Origin of the sequence: Synechococcus sp. PROS-U-1, from assembly GCF_014279755.1 — a bacterium.
GTDB lineage: Bacteria > Cyanobacteriota > Cyanobacteriia > PCC-6307 > Cyanobiaceae > Parasynechococcus.
Genome location: NZ_CP047951.1, coordinates 2433864 through 2454340 on the forward strand (window position 1 = coordinate 2433864; position 20477 = coordinate 2454340).

The 20477-nt window shown below is 60.7% G+C and carries 18 protein-coding genes and 1 pseudogene; 10 read left to right on the plus strand and 9 right to left on the minus strand.

The window, feature by feature from the left end; genetic code table 11:
* The first annotated feature begins 12 nt into the window (after positions 1 to 12).
* The 4 genes from mnmG to SynPROSU1_RS13095 all read left to right on the plus strand — a co-directional run bounded on the left by mnmG (position 13) and on the right by SynPROSU1_RS13095 (position 3761).
* Complete coding sequence (gene mnmG, locus SynPROSU1_RS13080) at positions 13 to 1944, plus strand: tRNA uridine-5-carboxymethylaminomethyl(34) synthesis enzyme MnmG (RefSeq protein ID WP_186570877.1); 1932 nt, start codon at positions 13 to 15, stop codon at positions 1942 to 1944.
* Between the two features lie 24 nt (positions 1945 to 1968).
* Positions 1969 to 2637, plus strand: a complete 669-nt coding sequence (locus SynPROSU1_RS13085; RefSeq protein ID WP_255444690.1) for a pilus assembly protein PilZ — start codon at positions 1969 to 1971, stop codon at positions 2635 to 2637.
* Entirely contained in the window at positions 2634 to 3233 is a 600-nt protein-coding gene (locus SynPROSU1_RS13090; protein ID WP_186572407.1) for a chorismate lyase, read from the plus strand. Before SynPROSU1_RS13085 ends, SynPROSU1_RS13090 begins: the two co-directional genes overlap by 4 nt.
* Positions 3234 to 3323: 90 nt before the next feature.
* Entirely contained in the window at positions 3324 to 3761 is a 438-nt protein-coding gene (locus SynPROSU1_RS13095) for a hypothetical protein (RefSeq protein WP_186570878.1), read from the plus strand.
* On the opposite strand, the gene SynPROSU1_RS13100 is transcribed toward SynPROSU1_RS13095, so the two are convergent.
* A complete protein-coding gene (locus SynPROSU1_RS13100; protein ID WP_186570879.1) occupies positions 3758 to 4315 on the minus strand; it encodes a hypothetical protein in 558 nt (185 codons plus the stop codon). The genes SynPROSU1_RS13095 and SynPROSU1_RS13100 overlap by 4 nt on opposite strands.
* A gap of 105 nt (positions 4316 to 4420) precedes the next feature.
* Positions 4421 to 4996, minus strand: coding sequence for a SprT family zinc-dependent metalloprotease (locus tag SynPROSU1_RS13105; RefSeq protein WP_186570880.1), 576 nt, complete (start codon positions 4994 to 4996; stop codon positions 4421 to 4423).
* 44 nt (positions 4997 to 5040) lie between these two features.
* On the opposite strand from SynPROSU1_RS13105, the gene SynPROSU1_RS13110 reads away from it, so the two are divergent.
* The 3 genes from SynPROSU1_RS13110 to SynPROSU1_RS13120 are packed head-to-tail and all read left to right on the plus strand — an operon-like array spanning position 5041 to position 7677.
* A complete protein-coding gene (locus SynPROSU1_RS13110; protein WP_186570881.1) occupies positions 5041 to 5460 on the plus strand; it encodes a hypothetical protein in 420 nt (139 codons plus the stop codon).
* Positions 5453 to 7495, plus strand: coding sequence for an NAD-dependent DNA ligase LigA (gene ligA / locus SynPROSU1_RS13115; RefSeq protein ID WP_186570882.1), 2043 nt, complete (start codon positions 5453 to 5455; stop codon positions 7493 to 7495). The genes SynPROSU1_RS13110 and ligA overlap by 8 nt, the downstream gene beginning before the upstream one ends.
* The gene (locus SynPROSU1_RS13120) at positions 7492 to 7677 is read left to right on the plus strand and encodes a hypothetical protein (protein ID WP_186570883.1); all 186 of its coding nucleotides are present in this window, start codon (positions 7492 to 7494) and stop codon (positions 7675 to 7677) included. Before ligA ends, SynPROSU1_RS13120 begins: the two co-directional genes overlap by 4 nt.
* Here SynPROSU1_RS13120 and SynPROSU1_RS13125 read toward each other — a convergent pair.
* The 6 genes and pseudogenes from SynPROSU1_RS13125 to SynPROSU1_RS13150 all read right to left on the minus strand — a co-directional run.
* Complete coding sequence (locus SynPROSU1_RS13125) at positions 7653 to 8276, minus strand: TVP38/TMEM64 family protein (protein ID WP_186570884.1); 624 nt, start codon at positions 8274 to 8276, stop codon at positions 7653 to 7655. The two genes, SynPROSU1_RS13120 and SynPROSU1_RS13125, sit on opposite strands and share 25 nt — an antisense overlap.
* Before the next feature lie 34 nt (positions 8277 to 8310).
* Entirely contained in the window at positions 8311 to 9099 is a 789-nt protein-coding gene (locus SynPROSU1_RS13130) for an ABC transporter permease (protein ID WP_186570885.1), read from the minus strand.
* A complete protein-coding gene (locus SynPROSU1_RS13135) occupies positions 9099 to 9896 on the minus strand; it encodes an ABC-2 family transporter protein (protein WP_186570886.1) in 798 nt (265 codons plus the stop codon). The genes SynPROSU1_RS13130 and SynPROSU1_RS13135 overlap by 1 nt, the downstream gene beginning before the upstream one ends.
* On the minus strand, positions 9896 to 10870 hold the full coding sequence (locus tag SynPROSU1_RS13140) for an ATP-binding cassette domain-containing protein (protein WP_186572408.1): 975 nt from the start codon (positions 10868 to 10870) through the stop codon (positions 9896 to 9898). The genes SynPROSU1_RS13135 and SynPROSU1_RS13140 overlap by 1 nt, the downstream gene beginning before the upstream one ends.
* Before the next feature lie 323 nt (positions 10871 to 11193).
* Positions 11194 to 11541 (minus strand): putative quinol monooxygenase, encoded by a 348-nt coding sequence (locus tag SynPROSU1_RS13145; RefSeq protein WP_186570887.1) that lies wholly within the window; start codon positions 11539 to 11541, stop codon positions 11194 to 11196.
* Positions 11542 to 11928: 387 nt separating this feature from the next.
* Positions 11929 to 12162: pseudogene (locus SynPROSU1_RS13150) on the minus strand (hypothetical protein); the annotation flags it as partial.
* 259 nt (positions 12163 to 12421) lie between these two features.
* On the opposite strand from SynPROSU1_RS13150, the gene SynPROSU1_RS13155 reads away from it, so the two are divergent.
* Positions 12422 to 14797: a S8 family serine peptidase gene (locus SynPROSU1_RS13155; protein ID WP_186570888.1), complete on the plus strand. Its 2376-nt coding sequence runs from the start codon at positions 12422 to 12424 to the stop codon at positions 14795 to 14797.
* A gap of 93 nt (positions 14798 to 14890) precedes the next feature.
* Here the strand turns inward: SynPROSU1_RS13155 and SynPROSU1_RS13160 are convergent, their stop codons facing one another.
* Positions 14891 to 17635 carry a valine--tRNA ligase gene (locus tag SynPROSU1_RS13160; protein ID WP_186570889.1) on the minus strand — a complete coding sequence of 915 codons (2745 nt, stop codon included), beginning with the start codon at positions 17633 to 17635 and terminating at the stop codon, positions 14891 to 14893.
* 126 nt (positions 17636 to 17761) lie between these two features.
* On the opposite strand from SynPROSU1_RS13160, the gene SynPROSU1_RS13165 reads away from it, so the two are divergent.
* Together SynPROSU1_RS13165 and SynPROSU1_RS13170 are read left to right on the plus strand one after the other, a co-directional pair.
* Positions 17762 to 18991: an extracellular solute-binding protein gene (locus SynPROSU1_RS13165; RefSeq protein ID WP_255444692.1), complete on the plus strand. Its 1230-nt coding sequence runs from the start codon at positions 17762 to 17764 to the stop codon at positions 18989 to 18991.
* Positions 18988 to 20262 (plus strand): mechanosensitive ion channel family protein, encoded by a 1275-nt coding sequence (locus SynPROSU1_RS13170; protein ID WP_186570890.1) that lies wholly within the window; start codon positions 18988 to 18990, stop codon positions 20260 to 20262. The genes SynPROSU1_RS13165 and SynPROSU1_RS13170 overlap by 4 nt, the downstream gene beginning before the upstream one ends.
* Positions 20263 to 20477: the final 215 nt, after the last annotated feature.

Consider the following 20477-nt stretch of genomic DNA (forward strand, 5'->3'; position numbering starts at 1 on the left):
GATAATGAAGCCATGAGCGTCTCCGCCGCCCCCACCGAATCCTTCGACGTGATCGTGGTCGGCGGCGGCCATGCCGGTTGTGAAGCGGCGATCACCGCGGCTCGGCTGGGATTGAACACCGCCCTGTTCAGCCTCAATCTCGATCGGATCGCCTGGCAGCCCTGCAACCCCGCCGTCGGGGGGCCCGCCAAAAGCCAGCTCGTCCATGAAGTGGATGCCCTCGGTGGCGTGATCGGGCGCCTCGCCGACGCCACCGCCATCCAGAAACGCATCCTCAACGCCAGCCGCGGCCCGGCGGTGTGGGCTCTGCGCGCCCAGACCGACAAACGCCTCTATTCCCGCCAGATGCTGCAACTGCTGCAGCACACCCCCAACCTCGCCCTCAGAGAAGCGATGGTGACTGGCCTGGAAACAACCGGTGAAGTGGACCAGCAACGCATCACCGGGGTCCGCACTTATTTCGGCAGCGTCTATGGGGCTGATGCGGTGATCCTCACCGCCGGCACCTTCCTGGGGGGCCGCATCTGGGTGGGGCATCAATCGATGGCCGCCGGCCGGGCCGGTGAACAGGCTGCCGAAGGGCTCACCGAAGCGCTCCAACAGCTCGGGTTCCAGACCGATCGGCTCAAAACCGGCACCCCCGCCCGGGTCGACCGGCGCAGCATCGCCCTCGACCAGTTGGAGGAGCAGCCCAGCGATGCGGCCGATCGCTTCTTCTCCTTTGATCCAGCCGCCTGGGTGAGCGGTGAGCAGATGAGTTGCCACATCACTCGCACCACTGCCGAAACCCATCAGCTGATTCGCGACAACCTCCACCTCACGGCCATCTATGGCGGCGTGATCGACAGCAAGGGCCCGCGCTACTGCCCTTCTATCGAAGACAAGATCGTTCGCTTCGCGGACAAAGACAGCCACCAGATCTTCCTCGAGCCCGAGGGGCGCGACACCCCGGAGATCTATGTGCAGGGCTTCTCCACCGGCCTGCCGGAACCGATTCAGCTGCAACTGCTGCGCAGCCTGCCAGGCCTAGAGCAAGCCGTGATGCTGCGCCCGGCTTACTCGGTGGATTACGACTACCTGCCCGCCACCCAGCTCAAGCCATCCCTGGAAACCAAGCGGGTGCGTGGCCTGTTCAGCGCCGGCCAGCTCAATGGCACCACGGGCTATGAGGAAGCCGCTGCCCAGGGCCTGGTGGCCGGCGTCAACGCCGCACGGCTGATCGGCGGGCAGGAGTCGGTGCACTTCCCCCGCGAGGGCAGCTACATCGGCACGATGATTGACGATCTGGTGAGCAAAGACCTGCGCGAGCCCTACCGGGTGCTCACCAGCCGCAGCGAATACCGCCTGATCCTCCGCGGCGACAACGCCGACCGACGCCTGACGCCGTTGGGCCGAGAGCTGGGCCTGATCGACGACCGTCGCTGGCAGCTGTTCGAAGACAAACTTCAGGCGATGGAGGGCGAAAAGCAAAGGCTGGAAACCGTGCGGCTCAAGGTGAGCGATCCGGTGGCTCCAACTGTGGAGCAAGAAACAGGCGCACCCATCAAAGGGTCAATCACCCTGGCCGACCTACTGCGCCGACCCGGCATGCACGCTGCGGATCTGGTGCGCCATGGCCTGGCGGATGCCGATCTGCCCCTGCCGGTGCGGGAGGGAGCCGAGATCGACATCAAATACAGCGGCTACCTGCAACGGCAGCAACAGCAGATCGATCAGGTGAAACGCCAGAGCCAGCGCAAGCTGCCTGCCGATCTGAACTACGCCGGCATCGGCACCCTCTCCAACGAAGCCCGCGAAAAGCTTGCTGCGATTCAACCCAGCACCCTTGGCCAGGCCAGCCGCATCCCCGGCGTCAGCAAGGCCGACACCACAGCCCTGCTGATGTGGCTGGAACTGCAGCAAAGGGACCGGCAACCCCTCGCCCCCACCGCAGAAGCTCGATAGCGTTGGCGTCCTGAATCGTCTGCGGTGTCAGCCCGGGTTCCTACCTCACGTGCCTACTGGAACCTGCGAGCCGAGCAGGTCATGGATCAGGTGTTTGACCATGCGACGGTCGTGGCGCCAGCCCAGCCGCACCTGGTGCCGGTGGATGTGGATGTGCACGAACCAACAGCAAACCCTGCCGACCAGCGCTCCCCCACCCCCTTGCTGCTGCCACTGATCAGTGGCATTGCCCTGGCCGGCGTGATCTGCAGCGCATGGCTGGTGAGCAGCCTGCAGCGCTCCCGCCTCGAACTGGAACGGCAGCAAAGCGTCGCCTTAATCGAGCGGCTGCGCGACCAACTCGCTGCGCAGGGGACCCGTGCGGAGGTGACAGCGATGCCCAAGGAGGCTGCCGTGGCCATCCCAAGCCTGGAACCGCTGACCCTGCCGATCCAGCAGCCGATGGCTGCCGCAACCGAAAGCAGCGATCAAGCCTCAGCTCCGATCGAGCTCATCCCCCAACTCACCGGTGTGGTGCAAGGGCCGGATGGCAACAGTTCCGCCATCTTCGGCCTAGGGCAGTCCTCTGTTTCCGCTGGCATCGGTGATGCCATTGGCAGCAGTGGCTGGGTTCTCACCGCCGTCACCGACAGCGGCGCCGTGATCAGCCGCAACGGCCTGAGCCACACCCTCTCGGTGGGAGGACTCTTCTGAACCCCACCCCGCGTCTTCACCCCTCACCGCACCAGCTCTGGCAAGCCCCCACCGACGCGGTGCTCTCTGCGGACGGGCCGCGTCAACTGCCCGGCCCCTGGCGGTTGATGCTGCTGGGCGATGGCAGCCCAACCCGCCACCTGCGACTCCTCACCGGATCCCCTGTGGCCGTGGATCTCATCGCCATGGAGGCTGACCAAACCGACCACCCCGGGGCACCCGAGGAAGTGAAAGAACTGATGGCCCCCCTGCTACGCCGCCAAGTGTGGCTGACCTGCGGCGGCACACCGCTGGCCTGGGCTGAAAGCTGGTGGAACCAAGCCGAAGCGGATTTGCACCTGCGGGACCGCAACCAACCGATCTGGAAAAGCCTGACCGAAGGACGCTCTGAGCTGTTCCGGGAGGTGGACGGCTTGGCCCTGGTGGAGGGAGATTGGCTCGACCAGACCTTTGGCTATCGCGGCCCCTATTGGAGCCGCCACTACCGCTTCTTCCGCCAAGGCAAGGCCCTCACCGTGATTCGCGAAGTGTTCAGCCCGCAGCTCGAAACCTGGCTCGGGCCCACGCTGCGCCAAGAGTTTCAACAAAGTTCATGAACAAACCCTCGAGTTTGTTGGGATTTGCTCTTGACAACTTGCCAAGAGTTGTGCTCTCAGGAAGATGTAGGCACTTCGGTTCACCGTGTCATGGCTGCCACCACCTCTTGGCTCAGCCTCACCGACCTCGGTCGGATCTACGGCATTTCAGCCATTCACTGCGGCAAGACCCTCGAGCATCAAGGCTGGCGTGACCGTCGGGGTCGCCCCACCCAGAGCGCACTCGACGCCAATGCCGCCATGCAGACAGGGCCCCACGGCCAAGGGCGAAGCGTGCTCTGGAACCGCGAAGTCTGCAGCCATCTGCTGGAACAAAAGGGGTACGAGCCCATGAGCCGCAGCCTCCAAATCGAACAGTGGACACAACTGCTGGAAGCACTCCAGGCCGGATCGCCGTCGATCACCGCCACAGCCGACCAAATGGCGGAAGAAATGCCCGGGGAACTGCTCGAGGATGTGAATCACAAACTGGCCGAACGGGGCTGCCGCTATCGGGTCAACCCACGTTCGCTTCACGCCAGCCGTTAATCAGCCCGGCGGCGGCTAGAACGCGGCAGTGCCCTTCTTGCGGAAGTCGGATTCGGAGCCGCTTCGGGCTCCAGACGGCGGGGCGTTTGCGCCGAACGTGACCAGCGCTGAACCCGGAAACTCTCATCCTCCGGCCAATCCTGCTGATCGGGACTGAAGTCCTGGGCCACAGGCGGTGTTGGCAGTGACTGTGTTGGGAGTGGCGCTGTTGGGAGTGGCGCTGGAGCTGACATTCGACGACGGCCCCGGCGTGAGATGGCATCGAGGGGTCGCCGAGCGGAACGCGAGGGAGGCGCTGGCTCCGGCCGGTTGTACCGAGGCTCTTGCCAGGGCTCCTGCCAATCGTCCTCCTCTTCCAGCAACCACTCAACTTTTTCTCCGACCCAGCGGCCCACCGAATCGAGATCCAAACCTGGGCGCCGCTGCCCGGGTCGCTGTCCGGGACGCCGGCCGGACACACCATCCACGAGCTGACGTCCGGTTTCCAAGAACTGGTCTAGACGGCGATCCCGCTGATCACGGAACCGTTCCAACCGATCGAATCGCTCCTCCATCTCCCGACGTTACCGACGCCGTCGTCGCAACCACTGTTCCCGTCGCAAACCCAGCAAAACAATCACCACACCGCCGCACTCAAGGGAAAGCCAGAACACCTCCATCTAGCCCTCAGCCTCCACGTAACTCAGCACGCAGCTGGCATCCCAGCGGCCGTGGAAATGCTCGATGCAGCAGGGACGGCAGGCTGCATTGCGCGTCCGCCTCCGGCAAGGGGTGCGACGCCCACAACGGGGACAGACCGCAAGCCAGCGGGGCGGGCGGGGCGGCACCGGATAGCTGTGGCGAATGCTCACCTGAAACTGACTTTGGGCCGCATTGATGGCAGCCATCCGTGCCCGGAATAGCGGTCCGTGGCTTTCCCGGCGGCGCTGCACCAGATCCACCCAGGCGTGAATCATTTCGTGGCAGAGCGTGCTTTCCGTAGCGATCTGCGGAAGCGGTTCCAACACGGGTCGCGACAGAACGATCTCGCTGCCGCGGCCCTCTCCCACCCCAGGGCCACGGCGGTAAAACCCCGCGGTGCGGCTCATCCGCCCATCACTCCAGCGTACCGCCGTCAGCGGCTGGCCCCCATCCACCAGGGCACCGCCGAAGTGCTCTCGATTGAGACGGTGAAACAACGGCAGCAGGGGCTGCAAAGGCACAGGACGGGGGGAGGAGATCCGAATCAGCGCCATCCTGCCGTGGTCAGTCAGACTCGGCCCTGCCTTGACAGCTGGTGATGGAACTGGGACTGGTGCGTGACATCGGCAGCAAAGCTCTGCTTGCCGGGGGAGTCACCCTGCTGGGGTACTGGATCTACAACGCCGTGAAGTTGGTGCTCGACGCCCGCGGCATCAACCCCCTGATCAAGCAGTTCTTCACCCAAGTGGCTGCCGGCCGCATCGATGCCGCCTACCTGCTCACCACCAAGACCTATCGGCAGCACGTGAGTCGCCAGCAGTTCATCCGCTTCCTGGCGGATCTCAAGCTGAACAAGTTTCGCAATCTCAAGTCCGGTCGGCCCCGGATGCAGGAAGGCAATTTGATCCTCACCGTCAAGCTGAAGTCCGAGGGCGACGAGGAACTCCCCCTTGACTTCACCTTCACCAAGCTGGAGGACAACTGGCGGATTGCCCGCATCAACCGGGTCAATGGCTGATCCGCACGAGCGGGCCGCAGAGCTGCGGCAACTGCTCAACCGTGCCGGCCACGCCTATTACGTTCTCGATGCTCCGGTGATGGAGGACGCGGTCTACGACCGCCTCCATCGCGAACTGCTCGAACTGGAACAGACCCATCCGGGCCTGCAACGTCCCGACAGCCCCACCCAGCGGGTGGGAGGTGCTCCGGCGGAGGGATTCACCAGCGTTGAGCACCGCGTGGGCCTGCTCAGCCTCGACAACGCCTTCAACCGCGACGACCTGCAGGCCTGGCATGAGCGGCTGCTCAGGGTGCTGGACCGCCCCGACAACACCCGCTTGCCCCTGGTGGGAGAACTGAAAATTGATGGCAATGCTCTCGCCCTGAGCTACCGAAACGGCGTGCTGGAGCAGGCCGCCACCCGCGGCGACGGCAGTCGCGGTGAAGAAATCACCGCCAACGTGCGCACGATCAGCACCATCCCCCTTCGCCTACAGATCGACAACCCACCGGAATGGGTGGAGGTGCGAGGAGAAGCGTTCATCCCCGATGCCACCTTCGCGGCGATCAATGCCGAACGCGACCAGCGTGGCGAAGCCGTGTTCGCCAATCCCCGCAACGCCTGTGCCGGCACCCTGCGGCAACTGGACCCGAAGGTGGTGGCGGCCCGCCGGCTCGACTTCTTCGCATACACCCTGCATCTGCCCGGTGACGCCCAACCCCCCAGCCAATGGGAGGCTCTGGAGTGGCTGAACACGGCCGGGTTCCGCGTGAATCCAAACCGGGAACTTTGCGCAGATCTGGCGGCCATCAACCGCTTCTGCGACCACTGGGAGCAGGGTCGCCATGACCTCCCCTATGCCACCGACGGCGTGGTGGTGAAGCTGAACGAACTGCTACTGCAGGACCAAGCCGGCTTCACCCAGAAGGCACCGCGCTGGGCGATCGCCCTCAAATACCCCGCGGAAGAAGCCCCCACCCGTCTGCTGCGCGTTGGCGCTCAGGTGGGCCGCACCGGTGCCATCACCCCCGTCGCTGAATTCGAAGCGGTGGCACTGGCCGGCACCAGCGTCAGCCGCGCCACCCTCCACAACGCCGATCGAATCGCTGAACTGGATCTGCATCTGGGCGACACCATCGTGGTGCGCAAAGCCGGGGAGATCATTCCTGAAGTGGTGCGGGTGCTGCCGGAGCTCAGACCAAGCGACGCCACACCGGTGCAACTGCCGGATCAGTGCCCCGAATGTGGCTCCAACCTGGTGCGGGAGGGCGATGAAGCCGCCACCCGCTGTGTGAACAGCAGCTGCCCGGCGATCCTGCGGGGTGGCCTGCGGCACTGGGTGAGCAAAGGCGCCCTGGATGTGGATGGGCTCGGCAGCAAGTTGATCGAACAGCTGGTAGACCGCGGCCTGGTGCGCTCGCTGGCCGATCTCTACCGTCTGGATGCGGCTCTTCTCGCCAGCCTGGATCGGATGGGAGACAAGTCGGCCACCAACCTGGTGGCCGCCCTGGAGGCCTCCAAACAGCAGGCCTGGCACCGCCAGCTCTATGGCCTAGGTATCCGCCACATCGGCGAGGTCAACGCCAAAGCGCTCGCTGCCAATTTTTTCAGCATCGACAGCCTCGCGGCAGCCGCTCTGGATGCCCCCGAGCAAGTTGCCGCACTGCATGGCATTGGCCCTGAAATCAGCGCCAGCCTTGGCCAATGGCTGCACACTCCCGCCAACCAACAGCTGCTCCGAGACTTACGCAGCGTCGGCCTCTCCCTGGAAGCGAGTGCCTCAGAGCAGGAGGCCGCGAGCCAAGCCGGAGCCAACACCGATGGCGTGCTGCAGAGCAAGACCCTGGTGCTCACGGGCACGCTCCCCAGCCTGAGCCGCAGTGAAGCCAAAGCGCTGATTGAAGCGGCCGGCGGCAAGGTGAGCGGCAGCGTCAGCAAAAAGACCGACTATCTGGTGGCGGGCGAGGCCGCCGGCAGCAAACTGACCAAAGCCGAGAGCCTCGGGGTGACGGTGCTCAGCGAAGACGACCTCACCGCCATGCTGCAGCCATGAACCAACCCACCCCTGCCCTGCATCGCTGGATCAAGACCGACTGCGGACGGGCCAAGTTGGCTGACCTGCAGCAGCGCACCGGCACAATCGCCCGCATGCGACTGGCCTGGTTCATCCTGATCGCTGCCCTGCGGGACTGGCGACTCGCCGATCCAGATCAGAGCGACGTCTCCACATCCTGAAGGGCCCGCCGTGCCGTCCGGCTCACCAGCCACACCACTGCCAGCGTGGCGAGAACCCCAACCACCCGCAGCGTCCAGGTGCCGGCATCCGCCTCACCCCCCAGCACCTCACCGAAACGGGCCACATCGCCGGCCAGTGCACCCAACCCGCAAAACAGCACTGTGCCGGGAAGGATGCCAATCAAGCCAATGCTGTAGTCCCGCAGGCTCACCTCACTGAGGCCATAGGCCAGGTTGAGCAGGGAAAAGGGAAAGGCGGGCGAGAGGCGCGTCAGCAGCACCAACTTCAACCCCTCCTGGCTGACGGCCCGCTCCACTGCCTGCAGCTTGGGGAGCTGCTTCAAGCGGCGCTGGGCCCAGTTGCGCAGCACCGAACGTCCCAGCAGGAACACCACCACAGCCCCCAGGCAGGCCCCAACAAACACCAGCCCACTGCCTAGCCAAGTGCCGTAAAGCACCCCGGCCAGCATCGAGGCCCACACCCCCGGCAGCAGCAGCGTCACCCAGAGGGCATAGAGCGGAATGAACAGCAGCGCACCGGCCGGGGAGCGCAGCAGCTCCAACACATCCGGCAGCCAATGCTGAACCAAGGAGATCAAGCGGAATCACCCACGCATGGCGTGGAGCATTGCACTAACTGGATGCTGAGGTGTAAAAGCGCAGGGCAAAAAGCCAAAACGCTCGCGCCGCCGCAAAGAACAGCACCGCCAGAGCCAAGCCCGCCAGCAGCATTGGTGCCGCGGCTTTCCCGAGCAACACCTGTGCGGGAACCGTGGTGAGGAAGGCCACCGGCAGCACCAGGGTGAACAAAAGGCGCAAAGCCGGCGGGTAGGCGTTGAGGGGATAGCGGCCGGAGGCCAGCAAAGCCCGCAACACCTCCGTGGCATTCCAGGTTTTGACGAACCAGATGCTGGTGGCAGCGATCAGGAACCAGAGCGAATAGAGGATCAAGCCACCGGCCAGCAGCATCACCAGCACGGTGAAGAAGGAGAACAGGCTGAGCACCACACCGGCCTGATGGCTTCCCCAGGCCAGGAGCCCCAGCCCCAGGCCGATTTCCGGCAGTCCGGCCGGCGAGAGCGTTCGCAGCGACAACCAGAACTGACTGTCAATCGGCTTGAGCAGCACGAAATCCAGGGTGCCTTCGCGCACATGGGTGACGATCGCCCCGAGATTCGGGCGCAACCAGGTGGTGGCCATGCCATCGAACACGGTGTAAAGCCCTTGCACCATCAAGGCCTGGGCCCAGCTCCAGCCCCCCAACGTCTGATCGGGGCCATAAAACAGCGAGAGCAGAAACAGGCTGCCGCTGAGGCTCATGGCCACCGCCAGCAGCTCGATCAACACGTTGGCCTGGTACTCCAACTGCACCGCTACGGCGGTGCTCCAGAAGCGACGCAACGTCCGCCAGTACCGCCCCATCAGGCCCCCATCGCGCTGTAACGGCGCACGCCTACCCGCCAGAGCAGCAGCACCAACGGCAGCAACAAAGCAATCCAGGCCAGTTGCGCGCCAAAACCCGCCATCAGATCTACCGGCTGACCGGCCAGCACCCGGGCCGGGAAGTCGATCAAATACGGGAAGGGCGTCCACTGGGCCACGGCCCGCACCGCCGGCGGGAATGCCGTGAGCGGCGCCAACAGGCCGGAGAGGAACACAAAGGGAATGAACTGAAGCCGCTCGAGGGCGCTGGCTTTTTCACTCCAGAAGCACAAGGCCGCGATAAGACTCTGGAACAGGAAGGCGATGGCAAAGGCCATCCAAGTGGCCAGCCAGGCGAGCAAGAACCCGCCCAAGGAGGGCAGCCAGAAGGCCTGGGGTTGCACTGCAAAGAAGATTGCAGCAATCAAGGCCGCGAAGGGCAGGCGGGTGAGCTGCTCACCGAGGTGAGCCGCCACGTAGCGCCACAGCGGGTGCAACGGCTGCAGCAGATAGGGCGACAAGCGGCCCAGCAGAGCGTCTTCTTCAAAGGCATAGACCACCCACACCACCGAGAACTGGCGCACCAGATAGGCGCTGAGGAAGTAACGATCCAGGGCCACACCATCGAGCCCCAAGCCTGAGCGGGCCTCGCTGCAACTCCAGACGCTGAGCATGATGAAGGGCAGCACACCGGAGAGCGCCCACAGGGCGATCTCGGCGCGATACTCGAGCATGTGGGCGTATTGGGAGCCCAGCAGAACCCGAACAATCCGCCGATTCAACCCGAAAATCCGCATCAGACGCGCCCCTGACGGAACAGCCCACCGATCAATTCCTCGATGGGCGGATCGGTCACATCCAGATCACGCACGGGGAAGCGATCCAACAACTGCGCCACCACCCCGGTGAGCTGATCCCGGGGCACCAACAGCCGCACGTCACAGCCCTCCAGCTGCTCAAGACGCCCCAGCCCTACGAGATCCTGAGGCTCAACCGGCGACTCCAATTTGAGCCGCACCTCCCGCTCCGGCGCCAGCTGATCAGCAAGCGCCTCGAGGGGGCCGTCATGAAACAACCGCCCCTGGTGAATCAGCAGCACCCGGGGACACAGCGCCGTGATGTCAGCCATGTAGTGGCTGGTGAGCAACACCGTCGCCCCCGTGCGGCGGTTGTAGTCCGACAGGAACTGCCGCACCCGGGCCTGGGCATTCACATCCAGCCCCAGCGTGGGCTCATCGAGGAACAGCACTTCCGGCTCGTGCAGCAAGGCCGCCAGCAATTCAGCCTTCATCCGCTGGCCAAGGGAGAGCTTGCGCACCGGCCGAGTGAGCTCCTCCCCCAGCTCCAGGAGATCGGCCAGCTCGTTGACCCGCCTCCGGGCGACGCCATCGGGGATGCCATACACCGCCGCATTCACCCGCAGGGAATCCATTGGCGGCAGATCCCAGAGCAGTTGCTGCTTCTGCCCCATCACCAGGGTGATCCGGCGCAGAAACTCCGCCTGGCGACGCTGCGGCCGGTACCCCGCCACCTGCACATCTCCAGCGCTGGGGTGGATCAACCCGCAGAGCATTTTCAAAGTGGTTGTTTTTCCAGCGCCATTGGCACCAAGAAAGCCCACCATCTCACCGGGCTCGATCGCGAAGGAAACGTCCTGCACCGCCGTCACATCCCGTGCGCGGCGGCGGATGAAATGGCGCAGGGTGCCAGCAAAACCGGGCTGCTTCTCGGCAACCCGATAGGTCTTGCTCAGGCCATCAACACAGATCAGCGCCATGGTGCAGATCGAAATTCACGCATTGATCAACACCTGCTTGCAGAAAAGTCAAACATGGGAGACACCAAACACCAGCGAAGCAACAAGCATTCAAAAGACATGAGCGCTGACATTCAATAAAGAATCAAGCGCTTGAAGCACCAATCCAGAATCATGAACATCGACAATCCCAATTTTAAACAAGTAGTCGGCGATGCACAGTTGATTATTAATCAAGATTGCAAGCAAAAGACAGCCAAATACTAAAGCGATGCACTCATGCAGCCACCAACAACGAACCAAGCACGATTCGATTCAAGCTCTCCCTGCGCATGAATTCAAACCTTTTTAAAGGCCGAAACAGGAGCATAAATGACATTCAGATCTCCAACTTGGTATTTTTTAACGTAAGAATACCAGTGCTTAAAATGAGCCGTATTAAGATGCTTTTGAAAGGCATCGTAACTCTCCCACTGCTCATTCCAAACGAATAGACTGGGGTCATTGATGTCCCGATTGCAGGTATAAAGGCTTGGACGCTCTTGCTCTTCCGTTTCAGCGAAGAGTGTTGTAGTTATTTGCTTGTACTCTTCATAATGATCATCCGGAATCTCTAAACGAATTTGTCCAATGACATGAATTGGAACCTCAACATCATGAGATGACGACGAGATAGCAGGAGACAAGCAAATGCCGAACGCAACAAGAAGTGAGCAAATTGTTAAACTTAAATATTTAAAGCAGCTTAGAGTAGGAAAAACTCGAGAAAAAGAGGTTGGCCTAGCCACCATTAGCTTTTATTAGTTTTCATTAGCATAGCAAATACCGAGATCGTAAACTTCGTATCAGCACATCGACAAGATCATTGGAACAACTCACACAGCACATCATGGATGGTTCATCCAGGCGGGCATGATCTGGTAGCAAAAATCACCTCATCACAACAACAATTGCAAGGGCATCACCACAGCCCTCTTGAATCAGCTCAATGAGCGCGAGTGTCTCGACAACACAGATTGCATCAAGGACTGACTGCCAAGCCCGAAAAGAATGCTGGTCTCTCCAGATGGTGCTCAGCTGAGGTCCGCCAGGCGCTTGCGCGCCAGATCCGCCTGGGCCTGCTTCTCCACCAGGTTGGCCTGGCATTCCGCCACCACCTCCGGCGGCGCCTTGTCGGCGAAGTTGGGGTTGCCCAGCCGGCCCGCCAGACCCTTGATCTCCTTCTCCGCCTTGGCGATGTCTTTCTCGAGGCGACCCTTCAGCGCATCAAGGTCCACCAAGCCTTCAATCGGCAGCAGCACTGCATAGCGACCCGCATGTCGGCACAGAATTCTCACGGGGTCAGACCCTGCACTTGTTGAGCCTCTAAAGAAAGATCAAAGCCTGTCTTGGCTGAAGACATTCGATGTCGAACTCAATCATTGATCTCAAGCAAGAAAGCAAGTGAGCAAGGTCACAACGCAACGTGATTGCAATCAATGGGAGACGGATGGCGCGATGCGAGAACAACACGGGGAGGAGAAACCCCAAGCCATCAAAAGAACATCAGACCCAAGGAAATTCACCATGAACACCAAACAACTCAAAACAAGCACTGCATCAAAAGCCGGGAACTGGCGCGACGAACTCCATAAGTCTGTGCGTCAATCCATTGAGTTCTTTTCAGACCAAAACAATCTCACCAAGGAAGAGCAGAGCAACATCCAAGGCTGGGTGGTCGCAGGCCCAGATGAGAAAAGCCTTCTTCAATTCAATCGTTATGCCAAAAAATTAGGCCTCAAAGCAGAAAAGACGGCCTTGAGCAATGAAGGCTATGGAATCGATGAGCTGCAACTCAAAGGATACCAAGCAGGATCAAAACAAGATTACACAAAGCTCAGCAAAATCGCCAAAAAACTAGACCTCGCCTTCTGGCATGAAGTGGAGCAAATCCATGTGAGCTACGGGGCCATCAACCAGAACGAGATCACGGAAGGCGCCTTCGATCCAGACCTGAGAGACGGAGATCAAGCGGATGACATCAATGGCGATGGAATAGCTGATCCACTGTTCCAGCTTCTGGCCAGCGATCCAGCCAACGGCAGCTATGGCGTCAATGCTGTTGGAGCCTGGGACCAAGTCAGCGGCGAAGACGTGCGTGTTGGCGTTCTGGACAGCTTTTTCGACCTGAACCACAGCGACCTGCAAGCCGCACTACCAACCAGCGTCGACTGGGATGGCGACGGCGTCGATGACGCAGTCGATGCCAACAACAACGGCATCGCCGATGTGTTTGAACCAGAAGGATTCACATATGCCCTGGGATCTAATCTTTGGCCCGTCAATGATCGGAGGAACAGAGGCCAATCGCACGGAACATCCGTCAGCGGTATCGCCGTGGGGCGGATCAATGGTGAATCAGGAGTTGGTATTGCCCCAGAAAGCGAATGGCTGCCATTCGGGTTTATAGACCGTCAACCCGATTGGCCCTCAGCGGATTATTACAACTACGCCAATGTCGTCAACAACAGCTGGGGCCTTTCGGGAATCAATGGCACATTTCGCACCAACACGCCACAACAAGCCGCAAATTGGCAGATGGCAACCGAGCGATCCATCCAAGTTGTGGCAGCGGGAAATGATCGAGACCCAGGACTGACTTTTACCCGAGGATGGGACAACAGCAACAACAGTGCAAAGGCAAGGCGTGAAAATATTGTCGTCGCAGCGACAATGAGAAACGGCGAAGTTGAGCAATACAGCACCCCCGGGGCAAGCATTTTCGCCAGTGCGCCAGTCAATGGATCCAATTTCCGTTTTGACGATTCATCTGGTGCAAACGCCAATCAGCAACGCACGGTGACAGCCGATGTGACGGACGATCCAGCAATTGATGGCGGCCCCAACAATGACAACGCTGGCTACGTCAACGGCCCGACACACACCCGGTTCAATGGCACATCAGCAGCTGCACCAATGGTGACCGGCACCATTGCCCTGATGCTGGAAGCTAACCCCAGCCTGGACTGGCGCAATGTTCAACACATCCTGGCCCAGACATCAACCAAAAATGGACTGATTGACAGCAACGGTGATGGACAACTGGATGCGATTGACCCCAATGCAGGAGGAAACGCAGCCAATCCTGCAGCTGCCGGCACGATTGAGATGCGAGACACGTTCACGCCGGGAGTCAACACAACGTTCGATATCAACGATGGCCATAACACCGGCTGGTTCCAGAATGGTGCCGGCCACTGGGTCAGCGATTCCTTTGGCTTCGGCATCGTCAATGCCGGCGCCGCCGTTGAACTCGCCAGTCGCTGGAGAAACGTCGCACCAGAACGCAAGGTCAGCACGAACAGCATCCTGGCCAGCCCATTCACCATTCAAGAAGGCAACCTGGGTGGGCTCGATTCATTGGATGAGGCAGGCAGCTGGGAGGTTGACGACCACCTCTCCGTTGAATGGGTTGAGCTCAACGTCAAGCTGGATCTTCCGGAACAGGATGAGATCATGCTGGCCGTCCAATCACCATCAGGAACACGATCGGTGCTGATGGCACCAGGCGGCAGCGATGCAAGGCCCTTCCCAAACCGTCGCAACAGCTTTGGCGAGCGCACCTTCATCACCAATCAATTCTGGGGCGAAGATTCACGCGGCGAATGGAGCATCGAAGTCCTCGACACCAACGCTGATGGTGATACAGCACGCCTTTCCGAAGCATCACTCGACATCTTCGGCACAAAGGCAAACAGCATCACAAACTTCATCCCCTACTTGGATCCAGAAAAGAAGTTGTTTGAACTCCCCAAAGATTATTTGAAACCCATCCCAAACCTCCAGGACCTCCTGAATCCAATCTCTCAAATGCAATCCACAGATGAGCTCACAATGCCAATCAAAGGTGAGGTAACAAACAACCTATCGCCAACCATGATCGAACAAGCAACGCTCTTCTAAATCGATCAACACCCATCCATCATCAACGTCAGCGCTGTTGCAGCGCTGACGTTTTCTCTTGTAATGGTTCAGCGTTCAGCATGAATCGCCGAATCAGCTCAGGTCCGACAAGCGCTTGCGGGCCAGATCGGCCTGGGCCTGCTTCTCCGCCAGGTTGGCCTGGCATTCCGCCACCACCTCCGGCGGCGCCTTGTCGGCGAAGTTGGGGTTGCCCAGCCGGCCCGCCAGACCCTTGATCTCCTTCTCCGCCTTGGCGATGTCTTTCTCGAGGCGACCCTTCAGCGCATCAAGGTCCACCAAGCCTTCAATCGGCAGCAGCACCTGCAGCTCACCGCTCACCCCCGCCAGGGCCTTGGCCACCGGAGCGGCATCGGCCTCTGTTGGTGTCATCACCGCGACCGACTCCGCCCGGGTCAACGCCGTGACGTCGGCCGCAGCCCTAGTGAGTACCGCTGCCAGCTCGCTGCGGCCGGTGACGAAGCGCACCGGCACCGATTGGGAGGGCTTGAGGCCTGCCACGGCGCGCAGGTTGCGCACCACGCGGATGGCACCGATCAGCTCAGCGAACGAGGCTTCCAGCGCATCATCCAGAGCCGCTTCATCGAGCGCCGGCCAGGGCTGCAGCGCCAGGAAGGTGGTCTCCGGCTCACCCGTGACGCTGTGCCAAAGCTCCTCGGTGAGGTGGGGCATCAGCGGATGCAGCATCAGGTGCATCTGGCTGATCACCTTGGCCAGCACCTGCTTGGCCACCCGCTGATCGGTGAGAGCCTCCGCCGAGGCGTTCTCACCGGGATTCAACCGGCGCTTGCTCAGCTCCAGATACCAGTCACAGACGTCGTTCCAGGCGAATTCATAGAGCCCCTTGGCCGCTTCACCCAGGCCGTAATTGCTGTAGCGCTCGGCCGTCTCCCGATTCACCCGGGCCAGGCGCGACAGGATCCAACGATCAGCCAGCTGGAGGGCACCGGGGTCGGGATCCCCCAGCTGGGCCGGGGTGTCGCCGCCCAGGTTCATCAGGGCGAATCGGGTGGCGTTCCAGAGCTTGTTGGCGAAGTTGCGCGAGGCCTCCACCGTGGCGGAGGTGTCCTTCTTGCGGTCGTAATCCAGACGGATGTCCTGACCGGCACCAGCCACTTCCCGCACCAGGGCGAAGCGCAGGGCATCGGTGCCGTAACGCTCGATCAGCAGCAGCGGATCGATGCCGTTGCCGGCGCTCTTGCTCATCTTGCGGTTCTGCTCGTCCCGCACCAGGCCGTGGATGTAGACGTCCTGGAAGGGCATCTCGCCGGTGAAGGCGCCGGCCATCATTGTCATCCGGGCCACCCAGAAAAAGATGATGTCGAAGCCCGTCACCAGGGTGCTGGTGGGGTACCAGCGCTGCAGGTCAGCGCTGCTTGCATCCGGCCAACCCAGGGTGGAGAAAGGCCAGAGGCCACTGGAGAACCAGGTGTCGAGCACGTCCTCGTCCTGCTCGATCTCCGCCGTCGCGCCGTACTCCTCCTTGGCCTTCTCCAGGGCTTCGGCTTCGTTGCGGGCCACCACGTAGGGCGTGGTGTCGGTGTATTTGCCGCCGGTCTCGCTGATCACGAACCAGGCGGGGATGCGATGCCCCCACCAGAGCTGGCGGCTGATGCACCAATCGCGGATGTCGGTGAGCCAGTCGCGGTAAACCTTCTCCCAACGCTCCGGGATGAAGCGTGGATCCTGCTTCTCCAGCGCTTCGCGGCAGCGGGCCGCCAAAGGCTCGGTTTTGACAAACCACTGGGTGGACAGCAACGGCTCCACCGGCACCTTGCCGCGATCGGAATAGGGAACGCTGTGGCGATAGTCCTCCACCTTCACCAGCAGCCCCAGCTCCTCCAAGCCGGCCACCACGGCCTTGCGGGCCTCAAAGCGATCGAGCCCCTCGAACTGACCTGCCTTCTGATTCATCGTGCCGTTCTTGCGCATCACCGTGATCTGGGGCAGACCGTGGCGCTGGCCGATGGCGAAATCGTTGGGGTCGTGAGCCGGCGTCACCTTGACGCAGCCGGTGCCGAAGTCTTTCTCCACGTGGTCGTCGGCCACGATCGGAATCTCCCGACCCACAAACGGCAGCGTGAGGGTCTGACCCACCAGGTGGGCATAGCGCTCATCGGTGGGATTCACCGCCACCGCCGTATCGCCCAACATCGTTTCGGGCCGGGTGGTGGCCACCTCCAGATGGCCTTCACCGCTGCTGAGGGGATAACGGAAATGCCAGAGGTGACCGTCCACCTCCTTCATGTCCACCTCCAGATCGCTCACCGCCGAGCCCGAGGCGGGGCACCAATTCACCAGGTATTCACCGCGGTAGATCAGCCCCTGCTCATGCAGCCGCACGAAGGCCTCTTTCACCGCCTCACTGAGCCCCTCATCAAGGGTGAAGCGCTGGCGCTTCCAATCAACGGAGTAGCCCAGACGGCGCAGCTGGCCAACGATGCGGCCACCGCTCTCGGCCTTCCACTGCCAGGCCCGCTCCAGAAAAGCGTCGCGCCCCAGATCATGGCGGGTCTTGCCCTCCTCCTTCAGCTGCTTCTCGAGGATCGTCTGCACCGCGATCGAAGCGTGGTCGGTGCCAGGGAGGCAAAGCACGTTCTTTCCGGCCAGCCGCTGATAGCGCACGATCGTGTCGATCAGAGCCGTATTGAAGGCATGTCCCATGTGCAGGCTGCCGGTCACGTTCGGCGGCGGGATCACCACAGAGAACGGTTCACCAGGGGTGGTCGGGTCGGGATAGAACGCTCCCTGGTCGTCCCAGGCCTGTTGCCAGCGGGCCTCCGTGCCAACCGGGTCGTAGGTCTTGGCCAGTTCGGGCACGGAATGCTCAGCGGTTCAGCCGGCCATGCTCGCAAAGCCCTGCCCACTGCGGCCAACGTCCCTAACATCGACCCACCAGGGTGATGGAAGGAGCTCAAGCTGGCTCGAACATCTCAGGCCTCAATCGTGAAGCTTCGGTTCGGAGCGGGTCTGCTGCTTCTTGCCCTGATCCTGAGTGGCTGCAGCGTGCTTCCCAAAACAGCGCCCGTGATGCTCTACCTGGCGATGGTGAGCGGTAATGACGACCGCATCAGCAGTGCCACCCAGAAAGAGGCAAGACGCCGTGTCGATCTGATCGTGTCCAGTTTTCGAAAGCTATACCCGAATGTTCGGGTGCAAGTGGCTCTCTACCAGCGCTCCAAACTGTCGTCAGAGTTGCGCAAGCGCAGCCGGGCAGATCTTGGCCCTGATCTGGTGCTGACCGATGTCCAACAAGCGAAAGAACTGCTCCTCGAAGGCATAACAGATCCTCTGCCGAGAAGTCAGCGAAGCAGGAGGCAGACCGATCCCACCATTCTGAAGCAGGTGCGTCTCAAGGATGGGCGCCTGGCAGGGCAACCCTTGTTGATGTTTCCCCAGATGGCCTGCTTCAACACCGGAGTGATCAACAATCCTCCGAAAAGCTTGAACGATCTGCTGCAAGTCGGAGCAGCAGGCGCCCGGGTGGGCCTATCCGTGGCCATGCACGAAGTGTTGTGGACAGCAGGCAGCCTCAACACCTTGCCAGCACTAGCAGCGGCATCCCGCGGGCAGACGCTGTCCCCGACCCAACGCGAACGCATCACCACCTGGCTGACCTGGCTGCAACAGGCGAGCAATCAACGCAATCTCACTTTTTTTGAAAACCAAAGTCAGCTGACCACGCTGCTGGGAAATCAAGAATTGGATTGGATCAGCTGCACGTCAGACATGCTGTTTCGCTTACGAAAACGACTCGGCGACGACCTTGGCGTTTCCCCTTTACCCAGTGGACCCGACGCAACCGCTTCACCCGTGAATCGGCTCCGCGTTCTTGCTTTGGGCCGAGACTCCAGTAAAAACCAACGCTCCATGGCAATCGCCCTGAGCGAATACGTCACCAATCCGCTGGTGCAGAGGAATATTTCGCTGTTGTCGATGTCATTTGTACCGGTCAATCCCGATGTCATCATCCCAACGAAAAGCTCAAAAACCCTCGCTGCACTTGAGCAGGCACTCAAAGACACTCAAAAGCAAGGTGACGACTTAGCCGCTGTGGATGGAAATCGTCCACTGACCCAGCGGATGACCAAAGTGCTCATTCCACTTGTTTTCGGCGACAGCCAACCCAAAAACAGCGCAGATGAACTCGTGCCAATCATGAGAAGCGAGTCATGAATCAACTGTTCTGGGAAGTCGTTGGCTGGCTGGGATATTTGCAACGCACCTCGATTATTTTTCAGCTGTCGCTGATCATTGTCTTTGTCGTCTACTGGCGACTCGTTCGGCGTCATATAACAATAAAAAAACTTCCAAAAACCCTCCACCTGCTTATCGCCCCAGCAGGCCTCAGCCTGATCAGCGTCGTACTCAAAAGCCTCGGCTGGGATGCAGGATTGCTCTCTTACATGAGCCTGGGGTGGCTTGGATGGAATTTACTGAGCTTGCTGCACGAACTCCTGCAAAAGCTGATACCCCCGCAAAGGGTGCATGAACTTCAATCTCGGCTGATCAGGCCGATGTACTTGATTACAGTGGCACTGATGTTTATCAATCGGCTCGACAGCCTGAACGATTTATCAGTAATTGAAATAGGCCAACTGTTTGGCATCGCACTAACCATTGGCAAGCTATTCACATCTCTTCTGATGAGCTATCTGCTGCTCGTGGGCACGGGCCCACCAGCCGCAGGTCTGGCCTGGTTATTGCAAAAAATGCTCGGGTATTCCGAAGGAAGTCGCAAGGCCGTGGAATTGATCATCCGCTACGTGGTTGTTGGCATCGGAATTACGGCGTTGGGATTTCACCTCGGGCTGAATGGCACCGCATTGGTGGCGATCGCGGGCGGACTATCGGTTGGGTTGGGTTTCGGGATCAAGGAAGTCTTTTCAAACTTCATCAGTGGTATCTGGCTGTTGTTCGAAGGATCTGTTCGTCCAGGAGAAGTGCTGATGATCGACAACGACCCCTGTGAAGTTCGAAAGCTCGGCCTCAGAGCCACTGTGTTGTGGCGCGATCGAGACAACGCCGAACTTCTGATTCCCAATCAGATGTTCTTCACAGATCAAGCCACTAGCTACACCGCCAGTGACCGAATGCGCCGCAGCGAGATCCGCATCGGTGCTGCATACCGGCATGATCCGCGCCAGGTGCTTCAGCTGCTCGAGGCAACCGCCAGGCAAGTGCCCAGGGTGTTGAACCATCCAGCCCCAAGAGCCTTGCAGGTGCGATTTGGAGACTCAGCGATCGAATACTCGCTGCGTTACTGGATCGCCGATCCCATGAGCAACATCGGGATCCTGAGTGAGGTCAACCAGGCGATCTGGACGGCCTTTCAACAGGAGGGAATCGAAATTCCATTCCCCCAGCAAGTGAACACCATTCGAGAGACGCCTCGGCCCAGGAGCTGGCAAGACGCTCAGGACAGCCCTGAACAACCCTCACGTTGAGCCGACTCATTCAATCCACTGGCAGTGAATCTTGGTGCGTCATCAACGAAAGATGAGGTTGACGAGAGAGGTTTGCCACTTTCCTGCAGTCGCACTGAAATGCCCCTTGATCGTCGCGACTTCTGTCAGAAGAGTTCCGCACCAAGGGGGTCGTAAGCCTTGCCCAGTTCCAGCGGGGAATGCGCAGCGTTTCAGCAGGACATCCTCGCAAAGCC